The organism is Paenibacillus sp. TSA_86.1 (assembly GCF_052691815.1).
This window is the reverse complement of sequence record NZ_JBQZGE010000009.1, coordinates 130,185-146,553: the sequence shown is the minus strand read 5'-3', so window position 1 is coordinate 146,553 and position 16,369 is coordinate 130,185. Positions and strand designations below refer to the sequence as shown.

Sequence of the window (16,369 nt, the reverse complement as noted above, 5' to 3'; positions counted from 1 at the left end):
CGCACACTTCTCTAATTGAGTACAAGAAGTGACCGCCCTGTGATGTAAACGCTTTACTTATTTCATTGTACGCAGTAAAATAGTTTGCATCTAAGCATATTCGCAACAAAACTGCGCAATTTCGATCATTTATAATCCGACGAATGGGAGCAGCCGAACATGCCCAAACCGAAGAAACCTGTCATTGAATACCGTCACTATAGCTTGCCCATTGATTTTCCTGTTCTACTGCTCAGCGGGGAGCGCTGGAAAATCTCTGATATCAAGAGTAAACATCTGCATTTCCATAACCATATGGAGATCGGCATCTGTTATTCGGATGGAGGTGTGATGGAGATTAAAGGAGAACGTGTTCCTTTCCGAGCCGGAGACGTCACATTTCTGCCTCGTTATCTGCCCCATACCACCTATAGTTCACCTAATACGGCAAGCAGGTGGGCTTATCTCTTTTTTTCACCGGAAGAGCTGTTTCAACATTCATTAAAAATGCCGCAGACTACCATGGAACCGAATCTGCGCGCAATTCAAGCAAGCCGTTGTGTGTTACATAAAGATCAATATCCAAAGGTATATACGCTGGCAATATCGATTGTGGAAGAAATTCAGCGTCAGTCCCCTTTCTACCGGGAAAGTGCATACGGGTTGTTAATGTCGCTGTATATCGAATTGCTGCGTATTCAATCGAGCGATGAGAACATCCACAGCCGAGATCCAAATCAGTTGGAACAACCACAAGAAACGGAGCTTCAGAACCGTCAGCATGATCTTGTTATATCTCCGGCCCTGGAGTTTATCACGAGAAGTTATATGATGCCGGTGACGATTGACGAGCTTGCAGAGCTGTGTCATCTGAGCACCACCCATTTTCGCCGTAAATTTCAAGAGATTATGGGCACGACACCGCTTGATTTCCTGAACAGCACACGTGTAGAAGAGGCCTGCAAACGATTAAAAAGTACCGATGCCTCCGTGCTATCGATCTCCGAGCAGGTCGGTTTCAGATCCATCTCCAGCTTCAACCGCTGCTTCGCCAGATTAATAGGCGAGTCACCGAAAGCATGGCGGACAGGAGCTCATATGGAAGCCCAATCTGCCAAAGCATCCATTCTGGCATTTACCGGCTGGGTGTAATGTGCATCAAAAAGCCCGAAAGTCATTCATGACTTCCGGGCTTTTTGAACGTTTAGTTTTGTTTCATTTAATCCTCTGCTCCGTATAATTTTAAATTACTTTTACAGATTCTCCGTTGCAAGCGTGAATCCCTCAATTACCGCATCTTCATCCACTTCGATCATGATACAACGTCTTCCTTGATAATTGACTTGTCTCACATATTTGAGATCCTGCGGACTGATGGAGATGGTAGCCACCTTGGTATCAATCTTGATGGATTTGGAAGTGTACTTCGGCATCACACTGTTTGCCTTAAGCTCATAGTTTTTATTGTCTACGATCGTCTCAAAAGCACGCTCCACCTTCTCGGTGGTCAGTTCTTCCACGCCGCTCGCCGTAAGCAGACGTTCCACATCTTTGTAATCCAGTTTAGGCGGCTCTTCCTCATGTGATTCCTCGTTCACTTCAATGACCCGGTTAATCTCTTCATACACATGGGCCAGCGTGGTGGCATCCATCTGCTCACCCGTTATCTCTTTGACGATATCTTCGAATATCGCCCGCTCCTCCAGTGCCGTTACAGAGCGCTCACCATTAAGCACATTTTCTACAAAATGAGGATCCGGGAAATTGGATTTACCGGTGCAGTACAGCACACGGTTTACATCCGAATAGTTGTCCGTCACGCTTGGATACAGGAATCCCTGCTCAGGCGTACTCAATTTGATGATCGGATCAACGATGATGTTATATTTAAATTCCCTTTCCACATAATCAAACAGCATCGTCTTCCGCTGTTTCTCCGTGGAATTCATGCTGCACAGGATGAAGGGATGAGCGAACACCTCATTTTTCTCGCTTTCCTCCGTTGCTTCATTCCTCGCTTGGGTTGGCAGATAATACTGCCCTTTGATAAACGTAACGACCATATCCCGTTCATATTTGGCATCGGCCATCATACGCTCCACGAGTGTGAGCATAAGATCCTGCCACTCATCCGGGTCACCCGTAACCAGCGCTTGGTGAAGCATGACCTGTGCCGGCTCCTCCGCTTCTTCCTGGAATTTCAGTTCGAACAGTTTCTGATCGAGTTCACCTGTAAGCAATTTTTTGAAATTGCCCATGTATAACTCTTGTTTCTCCCGATCCACCAGTTCAAACGGGTGGCGTTCCCAGTGATAGACTTCATTGGTCTCTCTCGTAATATAGACATTCAGGATGTCGTAAATATTCAGCAGGTCGTGATCCAGCTTGAATTGTTTGCGAATGTGCGCGACTTCTTTTTTATTCATGATTCGTTAGACAACTCCTCAAGTAAATTGGCTTTACAAGTATAAACGATAAAAAAAAGCTTCGCCAGAAGGAGGTTTAATGTTAGAGGTTTTGTACAGGACATAGCGCTGTAAAACAGCAAAAAACACACCTTTATAGGCGCGTTTTTTAGACGGTTCATACTTAAACTGTATTTGCTTGTTAGCGGTTCAACTCGGTGATGCCTTGTGACAGTATTTGAATCCTTGATGCTGATGCTTACCTTTGGTTTGCTTATTACAGCACTACTGTCCAATAAAGACAAGTAGACCGCCCCCCCAGCTAAGGATGCGGTCTACCAATTGATTCGTACCTCTGCTTGAAAGCCCACCGCCCTTAAAAGCGGCTATTGCATGGAGAGTCGTGTTAGCGCACGGCTCTTTCTGCCCTTATTATAACATGGTGATTTGATATTTCAATTGGTACAGCACCATTGATTCCCAGCTCACTTCCTTTCAATTGATTAACCTAAACAACATATGTCCATGTCCAAGCAACGTGAAGCTATGGTTAAAACGCCCTTAATCCGTTAAGTTCATGATAGTTATTTATGATCATTAATCCCCCTATTTAAAGCACGGAAAAGATGAAATTACGTTATTTTCAAAAAACAGGACGAGGAAGGAAGCGAGCCAAATCATGAGCGCTAACACAAATGCATTAATGGGATTTGCCCCTGCGTTAGGCTGGAATTCATGGAATACGTTTACGTGGGATATCAATGAGCAGTTGATTCGGGATGTTGCCGATGTCTTTGTATCGGAGGGATATCGGGATGCCGGATACGAGTATATTGTCATTGACGATTGCTGGAGCTTGAAGGAGCGGGATGCGGAAGGAAACTTGGTCGTTGACCCTGCCAAATTCCCGAGTGGAATGAAGGCGCTTGCAGATTATATCCACGACAAAGGCCTGAAGTTTGGCATGTACTCCTGTGTCGGTACCCATACGTGTGCCGGTTATCCAGGCAGCTTCGAGCATGAGTTTCAGGATGCGGCGTTATTCGCCGAGTGGGGCGTGGATTATTTAAAATATGACTACTGCTTCAAGCCACGTCATATATCTGGTGAGCTACTCTACAAACGCATGAGTCTTGCGCTCAAAAACTGCGGCCGTGATATTCTTTTCTCCGCCTGCAACTGGGGAGAGGACAATGTCTATGAATGGATTCGTGAATCGGGTGCACATATGTACCGTTCCACCGGAGATATCCGCGACAACTGGAATTCGGTCAAAGAACTGGCCCTTTCACAGCTAGGAAAACAAAGCTACACGGGTTCGTTCTGCCACAACGACATGGATATGCTTATCGTAGGTATGTATGGCGGCAGTAACAATGACTTTATCGGCAGCATCGGCGGCTGCAACGATATGGAATACAAAACCCATTTCTCGCTCTGGTCGATGATGGGTTCACCCCTCATGATCGGATGTGATGTGCGCAAAGCCAATCAGGTCACCAAGGACATTTTGCTAAACACCGATCTGCTTGCGATCAATCAGGATGCAGAGGCACGCGGGGCTTACCGCATCAAACCTGAGCCGCAATGGTTCCATACCGATGATGTATTCATGCTGGTGAAGGTGCTTACGGGCGGTGATCTGGCGATTGGTTTCTTCAATCTGAGCGACAGCCAGCGCGAACTCTCCCTGCAATTCTGGGATATGGGACTGCCTTACGCATCAGGTTACTCTCTGTCCCTCTATGACTGCTGGGAGCATAAGGAGCTGGGTGTATTCCGCGAACGTTATGCGCCCGTAGTGGCGGCTCATGATTGTCTGATCGTACGGGCCAAGCTGGTGAAATAAATGGTGCAAAGCCGGCTGTGCACCACCTGTCAGGTTCCGCTCACTTCCGACGATGTCGGCATCTATCTGAAATTAGTCTCGTTAACAGCCCAGCAATATGTCTGCATTGATTGTCTTGGGGTGAAGTTGAATTGCGGGCGGGAGCCGATTGAAAAGCTGATTCGATACTTCCGCGAGTCCGGAAATTGTGCTCTTTTTCGCTAATCCCGATCTGTAATCTGTCTGACTATATAAGCTGAACTGAAGATTTTACACAGTCCACTCCGATGACAGAATAACCCTTCAATTGCTTTTAGCGTCGTACCGACTCACTCGCGTACTGATCCGAAGCTATCTTAGCCTAATGTTTTGCTTGTTTCTGGTGCAACATCATGTAGGCTGATGGCGTATGTGATGTTGCTTTTTTGAATACTCTGGAAAAATAAAGCGGATCATTATATCCCACCGAATATGCTATGGATTGAATGGACAATTGGGATGACTTCAGCAGCTCGCGGGCACGCCGGATGCGGCATGCCGTGATATACGCGGACACCGATTGACCTGTGGCTTCTTTGAATCTGCGAAATAAATAGCTTCGCTCCAGATTCACGGCCTGTACAATCTCTGCCACCGTTAAGGACGATTGCCAGTAATTTTGCTCAATATAGGTTCTCGCCAGCCACACGTCATCTCTAACTTCCTCCTGATCGCTCGGGAAAAATTCCATGTAATAGGAAAGTAACAGCTGCAAGCGTGCATCCGCTCTTAGTACTTCGCTTGGTGATGCACCTGCATTCCAGGCCAAATGAAACCATGGCTCCATCGTTACCGGTGCGACTGGCAGTACAGGGTGCTTAACCGATAGTTGTGTCAAATCCACGAATCGCCCCGCGTCTCGTCCGCTGAACTCGATCCATACGTACTCCCACGGGTCCGACGGGTCGGGGTAGTAATAGATTTCCTTTTGCGGAAAAATGATAAAACTCTCTCCGGCACCCAGCTGAAAATGCTGGCCTCCGGTTTCCAGTGTGCCCTGCCCTCGAATGATAAAATGCAGTGCATAGACGTCACGCACGCCGGGTCCCCACTGGTGAAGATTGACCGGTTTATGTCCGCCGCTGATAAAATAAATCTGGCTCGCCCTGCTCCCGTCTCGCCATAATGAGTCCACTCCCAGCACCTCCATTTGTGATAACAGTCATTATATATCATTATGAGTGGTTATTGGTTTAATTTCGATGCTGGAAACAACGCTTCAAGTTGCTTATGATAGAGATAGAGGGCACATCACCCAACATAATTGTAAGCGCAACCACAAACATCTTGGATCGACATATATTAATGATGTTCAATTCAGAGAGGAGAATGTTGTGTTGCTTAGAACTGTTACGGTCGAAAATGGTCAAGTTCAGGGACTGCCTGCCGCAGACCCTCGTATTACAAGCTTCAAAGGTATCCCGTTCGCTGCTCCCCCGGTAGGTCAAAACCGCTGGCGTGCGCCGCAGCCTGCATCCGATTGGGAGGGCGTCCTGCAAGCCTTTGATTTTGCGCCAACCTCCATGCAAGCGCCAACTGTCATCGACGATAATAACATCTACACAAGAGAATGGGCTGTTGATCCCGACCTGCCGATGAATGAGGATTGTCTGTATTTAAATGTATGGACACCTGCCAAGCGAACGGATGAGAAGCTGCCTGTCTTTGTCTGGTATTTCGGTGGTGGACTCCAAGTCGGTCACACGGCCGAGATGGAATTTGACGGTGAGCGTATTGCTCGGAGGGGCATTGTCGTAGTTACGATCAATTACCGCCTGAATGCGTTTGGCTTCCTCTGTCACCCCGAGATCAGTGCCGAGTCTCCGCACGCACCAGCGAATTTTGGGCATCTGGACCAGCAGGCAGGAACAGCGTGGGTGAAACGTAACATTGCTGCGTTTGGCGGTGACCCGGATCAAATTACAATTGGGGGACAGTCTGCTGGCGGTGGCAGTGTTCTTAGTCAGATGACTTCTCCGCAAAACAAAAACCTCTTCCAGCGAGCTGTCATCATGAGTGGGATTGCAACCGAGCTGTACCCGAACGTACCTGTACCTGCTGTTCGCAGCACACTGCGGGATGCCGAGCAGAAAGGCGTTGAATTTTTCCGTTTTCTAGGCGTATCTTCACTGGAGGAAGCCAGACAGCTGGATGCCGTCACTTTACGGGATAAAATTCTGGAATATCGAAGCTTCTGGGGAACGGTCATTGATGATCAGTTCTGCGTAGGTGATCCGTTCACCCGGTTCATGCAGCATAAGCGTGAACTCGTGCCCGTCATGCTTGGGCATACGTCATCTGAATTCTGGACCAAGCCTGCGGTAAGCAGTGTGGAGGAACTGAAACAGATGGCGATTGAGCTATTTGGTGAGGATGCTTCTGTCTTTTTAGAGCGATGTGAAGCCGATAACGGCGATCTGGATCATACCTTGCAGCGGGCTTCTGTGCGTATGATTGAACATGCGATTCAGCTGGTAATCCGCTCGAATAGTGGTCATCCGTCAGAGACTCCGCTCTATTATTATAATTTTGATGCAGAGATTCCAGGCTGGGATCAGCCAGGCACGTTCCATTCCGTCGATCTGTGGTTCTTTTTCGAAACGCTTGCCAAATGCTGGCGCCCTTTCACGGGCAAACATTATGATCTCGCACGCCAGATGTGTAATTATCTATCGAATTTTATTACGACAGGTGATCCTAACGGCTTGGATTCCACCGGTAAACCTCTACCCTACTGGATTCCGGGCAGTACCGAGCAGCCTTATCGTATGGAATTTGGTGATCTGGCCCAGCTGCAGCGTGCCGTACCGGAACCTGTGCTTGAATTGATCATTGGGCAGTATTTTAAAAAGCAGAATGAACCTGTCGTTTGATGCAGACGATGTACACCACATGGTTCTTGAACAAGCATCGGAGCATCCGTCTTAATCGCATATCTGCTTCTTCCTTCAGCAAGTATCTGTCCTACAAAAAAAGAGCCTCGCAATATGCGCGAGGCTCTTTTGGTCTTGTCTATTTCTATTTCACTATTCCGCTGTTGTTGTTTTGCCAGAGTACTCTCTGGATCAGTCCCATTAATCCCACTCAAAAGCTCCAGTATACAATTGATAATACGTACCTTTCGCTGCTAGCAGCTGTTTGTGGTCACCACGTTCCTTGATGTGACCATGTTCCATGACCATAATGGCATCGGAGTTCCGCACGGTGGATAAACGGTGTGCAATGACAAATACCGTTCTGCCCTGCATCAGATTATCCATGCCCTTCTGAACCAGCGCTTCGGTACGTGTATCGATGGATGAAGTGGCCTCATCCAGAATCATGACCGGCGGACTCGCAATCGCTGCCCTGGCAATCGCCAGCAGTTGACTCTGCCCCTGTGACAGTCCATTGCCGTTGCCATCCAGCCGGGTCTCATACCCATCAGGCAGACGTTCAATAAAACTCGCCGCATACGACAGCTTCGCAGCCTGGATCACCTCATCGTCACTGGCCTCCAGCCTTCCGTATCGAATATTCTCAGCTACCGTACCCGAGAACAGATGGGTATCCTGCAGGACAATTCCCAGAGAACGCCGCAAATCCGCTTTTCGAATTCGCTGAATATTAATGCCATCATAGATGATCTCGCCTTCTGTAATATCGTAGAAACGATTGAGCAGGTTGGATACGGTAGTTTTGCCCGCACCCGTTGCGCCTACGAATGCGAGTTTCTGTCCAGGCATGGCATATAACGTAATATTCTGGAGCACTTGTTTCTTTCCGTCATACGTAAAGCTGACGTCCTTAAACTCCACTTTGCCTTTCAGAACAACGCTTGTTCCGTCCTCCAGTTTCCAGACCCATCCGGCCTGATCCTTGTTTTTCTCCAAGGTCACACGGCCTTCATCTGCCTCAGGCTGTTCATCCATCATGTTAAATATCCGCTGAGCCCCTGCAACAGCTACGACAAACATGCTGACCTGCGAGGAGATTTCGGCAATCGGCATTGTGAAATTACGGGATAAACTCAAAAAAGCTGCAATAATCCCCAGACTCAGACCGGCGTTCCAGCCCGATATGGACATAGCTCCGCCCGCAATAGCCACAAGCACGTAGATTAATGTCGACAGATTCTCATTGATTGGCATGAGGATATTCGAATATTTGTTAGCTGTCGCCGAGTCGTCAAACAATTTATCATTCAGATGTGCGAATTGTTCCATCGCTTTTTGCTCGCGACCAAACACCTGCACCACCTTTTGCCCATGAATGATCTCCTCGATATATCCATCCACAATCCCGATGGACTCCTGTTGCTGAAAAAAATGCTCGGTTGCCTTGGTACCGACGGTTTTGGTAACCCAAAGCATCGCGAGTGCACCTAACACAACCACGATCGTTAAAGGCACATCCAGAAACAACATCGTACCGAGAACGACCACCACTGTCACGGCAGTGGACAACAGCTGGGGCAATCCATCCGTCAGCATCATGTTCAGCGTATCCACATCGTTCGTGTAATGACTCATAATATCCCCGTGGGCTTTACGGTCAAAATATTTAATCGGCAACTTCTGCATGTGATCGAATAAGCGGTCACGAATCCTCTTCATAATCTGCTGTGAGACGGTAATCATCAGCCGTTTCGAGACAAATGTACTGATGACTCCAGCAGCATAGATCACAGCCAGAATGATTAAAGCCTGTAACAAGGCATCAAATACTGGATTTTGATTTCCAAGTAGCGGCGTAATAAAGTCGTCGATCAGCAATCGCAGAAAGGCCGCTGAAGCAACAGAGACGGCAGAACTCACCAGCACCAGGATCAGCGCTAGTGTCGTTCTGAATTTGTAATATTTAAAGTAGGTTAGCAGACGTTTTATCGTCCGGCCATATTGAATGTTATCCATCCAGTGCTTCACCGCCTTTCGTCTGTGTATAATAAGCCTCTTGATAAATTGTATTTCGACCCAGCAGTTCCTCATGGGTTCCGATATCTACCATCTTGCCTTCATCCAGCACTACAATCTGATCGGCATCTTCCACAGATGCAATACGCTGGGCAATGATAATTTTGGTTGTATCCGGTATGCTTTCTTTGAAAATGTTGCGAATTAACGCGTCGGTCCGTGTATCTACCGCGCTGGTAGAGTCATCCAGAATCAGAATCTTCGGTTTTTTGAGCAAAGCTCTGGCAATACACAGTCTCTGCTTCTGACCTCCCGAAACGTTCGTACCGCCTTGTGCCAAATGAGTGTCATATCCATCCGGAAACGTGGAAATAAACTCATGTGCCTGCGCCGCTTTGCACGCTTCAATCAACTCTTCATCGGTAGCATGTTCACTGCCCCAACGCAGGTTCTCCTTAATCGTGCCTTCAAACAGGACGTTTTTTTGCAATACCATCGCGACCTGGCTGCGAAGCAAACTTAGATCGTATTCCTTCACATTGACTCCACTGACAAGCACTTCACCCTCACTGACATCATACAGACGTGGAATCAGTTGCACCAAGGTGGATTTTGCACTGCCCGCAGCCCCAATAATACCAATCGTCTGTCCCGAAGCCATTCGCAGATTGATGCCAGACAGGGCATAATTCTCGGCTTTTCCTGAGTAACGGAAGGACACATTGCGGAATTCAATCTCTCCACTGTGCAGCTCTGTAACTGGTGATTCGGGGCTGGTGATATCTGGCTGTTCACTTAACAGGTCATTAATCCGCCCCGCCGAAGCGCGAGCAATGGCAACCATAATGACAACAATGCCCAGTGTCATCAAACTCATTAGAATTTGCATGGAATACGCGAATACACTCGTAAGCTCCCCGGTGGTCATGTTTCCGCCCACAACCAGTTTGGCGCCAATCCATGAGATCATCAGCATCACGGCATACATCACAATTTGCATCAGTGGAAGTTCATACGACAGAATGCGTTCTGCCTTGGCCATCTGTGCAAATATTCGCTGGGATACGACCTGAAACTTGGATACCTCACGTTCTTCTCGCACATAGGATTTCACAACCCGGATGCCGCGTACGTTTTCCTGAACAACTTTATTCAGATCATCGTAACTGTCAAAGGCACGCTCAAATATCGGAAAAGAATACTTCATGATGATCACCATGCCAATCGCCAGCACGGGTATAACAATCACGAACCACGTTGCGATAGCCGGGCTGATGCGGTACGTCATAATCGTTGCAAAAATCATCATGACCGGGCTGCGGAAGGCAATCCGGATAATCATCAGAAATGCATTTTGCACATGCGTAATATCCGTCGTCAGCCTGGTGACGATCCCTGAGGTTGAGAATTTGTCCATATTGGAATACGACAGCTGCTGCACATGACGGAACAGATCGTAACGCAAGTTTTTTCCGAACCCCGACATCGCAATCGCAGAATGCTTACCCGCCAGCGCTCCAAAGACCAGAGACACCAAGGCAAACAACACCAGAATCAAGCCATACTTGGTCACCTGATTCATCTGGCCTCCCGTGATCCCCTGGTCGATCAATTCAGCCATAAACAGCGGAATAATAACTTCCATAGCCACTTCACCTAGCAAAAACAAGGGCGTCAGCCACGTATCCTTTTTATATTCGCGTACACTTTGCAGTAATTTCCTGACCATAAGCATTCTCCTCATCTAAAATAAACACCCTGATCTGCGATCTAAAAAGTAGACCGTCGATCAGAACAGCTGTATTATAAACTGTATAGTAACTATACAGTCAATCACCTTTTTTGGATCTGGAGGTACGCATGCATCCCAATGAAATGTTGTCCATTAGCGCTTTTTCCAAGCTGTCCGAGGTTTCGCGCAAAACCCTCATTTACTACGACCGCATTGGTCTGTTCAAGCCTGCCTATGTTGCAGATAATGGTTATCGCTTTTACAGTCACAGCCAGTTTGAAACGATCGGCGTTATTCATATTTTCAAAGAGCTGGGCATGTCCCTGGAGGAAATTCAGCAGCATCTCGGTGATCGTTCTCCGGAAACCACCCTTCAACTGTTGCGCAAACAGGAAGAAAATCTGCAGCTGCAGATTGCCAAACTGACTCAGGCGAAACAAATGATTATTCAGCGTGCGGAAAATTTAGAGCAATCCATGCACCTGGACACCAGCCAAATGCATGTCATCTGGCAACCCGAAACCCCTTTGTTGCTGAGCCGCCGCATCTACTCATCCAAAAAGGAGTTTCCTGAGGAACTATGGGAGGATTTTCGAATGCGTTTGAACAAGGAACATGCACCACTCGGTTATCCCGGCGGAGTCATCATCCCCAAAGCGGATCTGCTACGCAAGGATGGAGATATGATCTCTCATATGTACAGCTATATGACCACAGAGCATCATGAACAGGCGTATATGCCGGAAGGATTCTATCTGGTGTCTTATGCCAGAGCCGACTATGGAGATACCGAGAAGTTTTTTCCGCAAATCTTTGATTATATTGAAAAGAAACAGTATGTCATTAAGGGTAATGCCTACGAGGATTACATGCAGGATGAGATTGTGTTGCAGCATGCGGAGGATTACCTGGTTCGGGTTATGGTGCAAATTGAGAAGCCGAGCGACAATGAAGATATAACTCGACTTAACTTAACTTAATTCAAATCAAAGAAGGAACCATTCGCAGCCTGCCGAATCGTTCCTTTTATTATAGTTGGGACTGCCCTATTTCATCTAACCTACTGCAATCTAGATTTCATTTATACCCTTAACATACCACGGAAACCTCTTGCAGCGTAATAAGACTCCGCGCCATTATGGTACATAAAAATGGTATCGTAACGGCGGTCGCAAAAAATAGCTCCCCCCCGCTGTCTTATAGGTTCAGGTGTCACTACCCAGCTGGATGTTTTCAGATCAAAGTTTCCTAACTGCTGCAGCTCCCGATACTGAGTCTCACTTAGAAGATCAATGCCCATCTCGATGCACATCTGAACCGCGCTGTGTTTGGGTTTGTTCTCTTTGCGAGCGTCCAGTGCGGCCTGGTCATAACACACACTGCGACGACCCTTGGGACTTTCGGCTGAACAATCTACAAAGATATATTCACCTGTCTCACTGTCCAACTCCACAACATCCGGTTCGCCGCCGGTTTTCTCCATCTCTTGCAGTGACCATAGTTTGTCCGGGTGCGCTTCCAGTTTATCCTCTACGTTAGTCCATTCCAGATCGGGATGACGACTCATATTCTTTTCAAAACGGGTCTTTAATGCCTTGAACAATTCATCACGTTGTTCCGGTGACAGTTCTTTTTCATTTTCAATGGAGTTCGTTGTCATCCTCATTCTCCCCCGGTTCATCATCGGAATTTGTATTACACTGATCTTACTGATTGTATTGAAAATAAAAGCGAAAAACAACCTGTCCCGTTCACAGGTTGTTTACCTCGGCATCCAGCTGCTGAGCCAGCCGGGTTATGCCAAACACCGCTGTCTTGCTCGTGCCCCCGAGAGACTCCGTATGAAATCCGATTGGTAGCTGCTCCCCCACAATAGGTAGATTTTCGAGCTGTACCCCCGCTGTATCCAGCAGATATACTCGTTTGGCAATCCGCAGCATCTCATCCAGAAACACGACTAACAGTGTAAGCGGAATGACTTTCCAGATATCTGTAACGATTGCCGTCTGGTACGTACCTTCTTCACAAAAATTGACAAACCCTGCTTTGTAGGCCGTATGAATGTCTGGTCTCTGTGTGCGCATAATCTCGGTATTCTTCTGATTACATGCGAATACATCGGTGATATTTAATCTATCTGCAAACGCCGGAGTGACATACCCGACTGCCAAATGTCTGCCTTCTTCCTGCAAACCAAGTTGGGCCGGATCAAGATCTTCGTAATCTTGCGGCAGGTGTTGATCTGCAACATTAAACTGTGCAAGCAACATTTCATAAATAAAGTTTTCATTCACATAGGACAGCTCCACCGGAAGTTCCTGATGTAGCTTCACAAAATGCAGATGATTCTTTCGGCTAGTCATCTCTACCGGATTAAATTGCTCATGCGGCAAATGTAACGCACGGAGTGAAGGGTCTGCCCGGAAATGAAATCCTGCCCTCCAGAGACGGTAACCCAGCTCCAGATCCTCATGTCCCCAGCCGTGGAACGACTCATCGAATCCGCCCACTTGTCTCAGCAGACGGGTCTCCACCGAGACCATGCTTGTCCAAAACATCGTCCACGGGGCAGAACTGCGATCCAGATCATTTTCATAAAAATCAAACTGCAATTGTCTGGAGTCAGGATAAGCCTTCAGCATCGGATTCCGCAAACAGGCTTCAGGATGCTCCGAGGAAGCAATGGTTTGCAAGTATTTGGCGAGCGGTTGCTCGTGATCCTTTTGATTCATGCCATGAACCGTGCCGAGTCCAACCGTATGTTCGTGACATTGATGAAATTGAATGACATTAAGGATCAGATCCGCACCGATCAGTACGCCGGTATCCAGGAATACACATATTTCATGTTTAGCCAGATGCAGCCCCATGTTCCGCGCTGTCCCTGCCCGAAACCCCAAATCCTTCTGGTAACAGTATCTCAGATCCAGATCGTCTTCAAAGGAACAGGCGACATCCTTCGTATGATCACGTGACCCGTCATCACATACAATGACCTCAAATACTGATGTGTCCGCTTCCTGATGCTTCAAGCATACAAGCGTGCGCTCCAGCAAATCGGAGTGATTATATGTAGGAATGATGACGGTGACTCCCCTGGTCATCTAACATGCCCCCTTCCTGAACTTGAACGATCCCATGGTCTGTGAACGTGACGAGTTTCATATTTTGGTGCATGACATCCACGATGTTGTATTCAATGTTTCTGCCCAGCCTTTTCAAAGAAGTGAGGACTGCGAGCAGAGGAAGAAATTCCGTCCTTGGGCTTAAGCAATAACATACAGACGAGGTTCTCAACGCTTCCATGAGGAGATGAGGAATCATCTCCGGTCTATACATCGTCCACACCGGAGTGATGATACACACGTCGAAAGATAATGCATCAAACGGCATGCAGCTCCCGGCAAGCCTGTAGACTTTTTTTCCGGAAACGTTCATTCGTGCTTCGCTCATCTCTCTGGGGTCGATCAGTGTGCTCACTTGCGGTAAGGCAAACAGTCCGGCGTCATAACCTACCAATAAAAAGTGAGTACCATAGCTTAAAGTAACCTTCTGTAAAACAGTCTTCATCACATGGCTCATGGCCTCTTCCTCTACGTGGCTGTCGGTTATGGCCGTAGCTGTGCTTGCCGCGGCGGTTGTAGCTGTCACTGAATCCTTCTTCCAGTCATGCAGCTTGAGAAGGAATAATTCAATCTCCATCGCAGGATATTTTCGCAAAAACATTCTGGCATTCACCGCCTGATCCCGCATTCGCTTCGCCTCATCCACTTCATGTGGCACATGTACAGCCCAAGCCGACCGGCTTAAATGGAGTGTATAGCCTGATTGAACAAGTCTGTAACCGACCTCGATATCCTCAATGCCCCAGCCTTTGAACCTGTGCTCAAATCCGCCTGCGCGCTGTAACGCTGCTCGGGAAACAGAGATATTTCCTGACCAGAATACGGCCCAAGGCCACTGCAATAACATTAGCTGATCCTGCACCGGCTTATAATATTTCTCACGCTCGTCTGGCATACGCCCGGATTCATGTTCGAACCATCTCATAAAAGCTTCTAGCTCCAGCTTCCCCTCATAATTCAGCTCTTCCCGGTGCATGCCCTTCTTCCCATAGATATAACCAATCACCACATCATGCCCAGCACGCTGCATGGCCATATGTTCACCAACAAAGTCAGCGCACACAATCGTATCTGCATCCAAAAAGATAACCACATCCTCCGCGGATTCACGAATCGCCCTGTTTCGTTTGTCGGATACCGTTGTATGTGCCGGAGTGTCCATGTAATGAATACGCAGCTTGTCCTCAAAGGCATCCCTGAGCGGTTCAAAAGAAATCGTTCCGCCCTGATCCACCAGCCAGACGGAAAAGTCCGAGTAATGCTGACCAGCGAGTGCTTGCAAAGTCAGGTGTAACACATCCGGTTTGCCATACACCGGGATGATGACCGTCACGTTCATAACAGCTTCTCCGCAAGCTGAAGTGAAAAGCTTTCCAGAACGCACGAGGTCAGATGATCCAATGCTGTACCATCGTAAGCATAGGTTTGAAGCTGTATCTGACCACGCAAAATCTCACTCGCATACGTAGCAATCCGGCCTTGATCCAGCTCGGACTCCTCCAGCCACCGGACATAACCTCTCTCTCCCATCTGCCGGGCATACAAAATATTATAGGGATTCACTTCTTCCTGCCGGGGAACCGCGATAGCGGGTACACCCAGCGAAGCCAATTCCCACAACGTTGTATGACCACCTCTGCACACCACCAGGGAGCTATCTCTCACTTCGTCCATAAAAGAGCCCGGGTCAGCAATAAACTGTGTCGTTTCATCCCCGAGCCGCTGCAATGATCTGGTCAATGTGCCGCTGTACACCAGCTTGATATAATCCGTTTCCCCATTCAGATCCGCTATCGCTTTTTTGAAAAAGGGAACGTCTGCAATCGTCGCTGAGCCTGACGTAATGATAATTTTTTTCTCTCTGGCCACCGTCCGTTCAGGCACCTCGACCACTGGGCCTACAAAATGCAGCTTCTCCCGAATCGAGTCCGATGTAGGGAACAGCCAGTGTTCCTGCTGATCCACAATCGCGATTCGATCTGCCATATGCAGATAACCAAGCGTCTCCTGTTCATCCTCCATCCAATTGGTGATGAAGCAGGTAGGGATGCCCAAACTTCGGGCGAGTGGTAATACAAGTAGCTCTTCATCCACCACGATGCCGCCCGGTTGTATGCGGCGTATTAAGTCCAGCAACTTCAGGATTCGCTCGGCACTACTGCCAGCAGACGGCAGTTCGAGATCAATCAGAGGGCCTGAATACGCCCTCTGTATATATTGAAATCCGGAGGAATAAGACGCAATAATGACCTCATGATTTAACTGAATAAGCCGCTGGGCAACAAGCAAATCGCGCTTCGCATGTCCAAATCCGTTTCCACGTGAGACAACGAGTATCTTCATTGATTTTTCCCCTTTCCCTGGCTTTC

The 16,369-nt window shown here is 47.8% G+C and carries 13 protein-coding genes; 5 read left to right on the top strand and 8 right to left on the bottom strand.

Going from position 1 to position 16,369, the window contains the following annotated elements:
• Window positions 1–159 precede the first annotated feature (159 nt).
• Entirely contained in the window at window positions 160–1,131 is a 972-nt protein-coding gene (locus ACUTVW_RS17980; protein WP_445647053.1) for a helix-turn-helix domain-containing protein, read from the top strand.
• A gap of 101 nt (window positions 1,132–1,232) precedes the next feature.
• Here ACUTVW_RS17980 and ACUTVW_RS17975 read toward each other — a convergent pair whose 3' ends face one another.
• The gene (locus tag ACUTVW_RS17975) at window positions 1,233–2,405 is read right to left on the bottom strand and encodes a DUF4317 domain-containing protein (RefSeq protein WP_445647052.1); all 1,173 of its coding nucleotides are present in this window, start codon (window positions 2,403–2,405) and stop codon (window positions 1,233–1,235) included.
• Window positions 2,406–2,612: 207 nt separating this feature from the next.
• On the opposite strand from ACUTVW_RS17975, the gene ACUTVW_RS17970 reads away from it, so the two are divergent.
• Entirely contained in the window at window positions 2,613–2,693 is an 81-nt protein-coding gene (locus ACUTVW_RS17970) for a putative holin-like toxin (RefSeq protein WP_353056773.1), read from the top strand.
• Window positions 2,694–3,063: 370 nt separating this feature from the next.
• Window positions 3,064–4,233 carry a glycoside hydrolase family 27 protein gene (locus ACUTVW_RS17965; RefSeq protein WP_445647051.1) on the top strand — a complete coding sequence of 390 codons (1,170 nt, stop codon included), beginning with the start codon at window positions 3,064–3,066 and terminating at the stop codon, window positions 4,231–4,233.
• Window positions 4,234–4,573: 340 nt separating this feature from the next.
• On the opposite strand, the gene ACUTVW_RS17960 is transcribed toward ACUTVW_RS17965, so the two are convergent.
• On the bottom strand, window positions 4,574–5,386 hold the full coding sequence (locus tag ACUTVW_RS17960; protein WP_445647050.1) for an AraC family transcriptional regulator: 813 nt from the start codon (window positions 5,384–5,386) through the stop codon (window positions 4,574–4,576).
• A 202-nt stretch (window positions 5,387–5,588) separates the two neighbouring features.
• Here ACUTVW_RS17960 and ACUTVW_RS17955 point away from each other — a divergent pair, with 202 nt between their 5' ends.
• Window positions 5,589–7,124, top strand: a complete 1,536-nt coding sequence (locus tag ACUTVW_RS17955; protein ID WP_445647049.1) for a carboxylesterase/lipase family protein — start codon at window positions 5,589–5,591, stop codon at window positions 7,122–7,124.
• Between the two features lie 201 nt (window positions 7,125–7,325).
• Here the strand turns inward: ACUTVW_RS17955 and ACUTVW_RS17950 are convergent, their stop codons facing one another.
• Window positions 7,326–9,143 (bottom strand): ABC transporter ATP-binding protein, encoded by a 1,818-nt coding sequence (locus ACUTVW_RS17950; RefSeq protein ID WP_445647048.1) that lies wholly within the window; start codon window positions 9,141–9,143, stop codon window positions 7,326–7,328.
• Complete coding sequence (locus ACUTVW_RS17945; RefSeq protein ID WP_445647047.1) at window positions 9,136–10,872, bottom strand: ABC transporter ATP-binding protein; 1,737 nt, start codon at window positions 10,870–10,872, stop codon at window positions 9,136–9,138. Before ACUTVW_RS17945 ends, ACUTVW_RS17950 begins: the two co-directional genes overlap by 8 nt.
• A gap of 131 nt (window positions 10,873–11,003) precedes the next feature.
• Here ACUTVW_RS17945 and ACUTVW_RS17940 point away from each other — a divergent pair, with 131 nt between their 5' ends.
• Window positions 11,004–11,855 (top strand): MerR family transcriptional regulator, encoded by an 852-nt coding sequence (locus tag ACUTVW_RS17940; RefSeq protein WP_445647046.1) that lies wholly within the window; start codon window positions 11,004–11,006, stop codon window positions 11,853–11,855.
• Window positions 11,856–11,956: 101 nt separating this feature from the next.
• Here the strand turns inward: ACUTVW_RS17940 and ACUTVW_RS17935 are convergent, their stop codons facing one another.
• From ACUTVW_RS17935 to ACUTVW_RS17920, 4 genes are all read right to left on the bottom strand, one after another.
• Window positions 11,957–12,535 carry a DUF4256 domain-containing protein gene (locus tag ACUTVW_RS17935; protein ID WP_445647045.1) on the bottom strand — a complete coding sequence of 193 codons (579 nt, stop codon included), beginning with the start codon at window positions 12,533–12,535 and terminating at the stop codon, window positions 11,957–11,959.
• Window positions 12,536–12,626: 91 nt separating this feature from the next.
• A complete protein-coding gene (locus ACUTVW_RS17930) occupies window positions 12,627–13,979 on the bottom strand; it encodes a glycosyltransferase (RefSeq protein ID WP_445647044.1) in 1,353 nt (450 codons plus the stop codon).
• Entirely contained in the window at window positions 13,942–15,339 is a 1,398-nt protein-coding gene (locus ACUTVW_RS17925) for a glycosyltransferase family 2 protein (protein ID WP_445647043.1), read from the bottom strand. Before ACUTVW_RS17925 ends, ACUTVW_RS17930 begins: the two co-directional genes overlap by 38 nt.
• Window positions 15,336–16,343, bottom strand: coding sequence for a glycosyltransferase (locus ACUTVW_RS17920; protein ID WP_445647042.1), 1,008 nt, complete (start codon window positions 16,341–16,343; stop codon window positions 15,336–15,338). The genes ACUTVW_RS17925 and ACUTVW_RS17920 overlap by 4 nt, the downstream gene beginning before the upstream one ends.
• Window positions 16,344–16,369 lie beyond the last annotated feature (26 nt).

Bases quoted from the DNA above. Each gene is read 5' to 3' on its own strand.
- ACUTVW_RS17980 (WP_445647053.1), top strand. From the start codon at position 160: ATGCCCAAACCGAAGAAACCTGTCATTGAATACCGTCACTATAGCTTG.
- ACUTVW_RS17975 (WP_445647052.1), bottom strand. From the start codon at position 2,405: ATGAATAAAAAAGAAGTCGCGCACATTCGCAAACAATTCAAGCTGGAT.
- ACUTVW_RS17965 (WP_445647051.1), top strand. From the start codon at position 3,064: ATGAGCGCTAACACAAATGCATTAATGGGATTTGCCCCTGCGTTAGGC.
- ACUTVW_RS17950 (WP_445647048.1), bottom strand. From the start codon at position 9,143: ATGGATAACATTCAATATGGCCGGACGATAAAACGTCTGCTAACCTAC.
- ACUTVW_RS17945 (WP_445647047.1), bottom strand. From the start codon at position 10,872: ATGGTCAGGAAATTACTGCAAAGTGTACGCGAATATAAAAAGGATACG.
- ACUTVW_RS17940 (WP_445647046.1), top strand. From the start codon at position 11,004: ATGCATCCCAATGAAATGTTGTCCATTAGCGCTTTTTCCAAGCTGTCC.
- ACUTVW_RS17935 (WP_445647045.1), bottom strand. From the start codon at position 12,535: ATGACAACGAACTCCATTGAAAATGAAAAAGAACTGTCACCGGAACAA.
- ACUTVW_RS17930 (WP_445647044.1), bottom strand. From the start codon at position 13,979: ATGACCAGGGGAGTCACCGTCATCATTCCTACATATAATCACTCCGAT.
- ACUTVW_RS17925 (WP_445647043.1), bottom strand. From the start codon at position 15,339: ATGAACGTGACGGTCATCATCCCGGTGTATGGCAAACCGGATGTGTTA.
- ACUTVW_RS17920 (WP_445647042.1), bottom strand. From the start codon at position 16,343: ATGAAGATACTCGTTGTCTCACGTGGAAACGGATTTGGACATGCGAAG.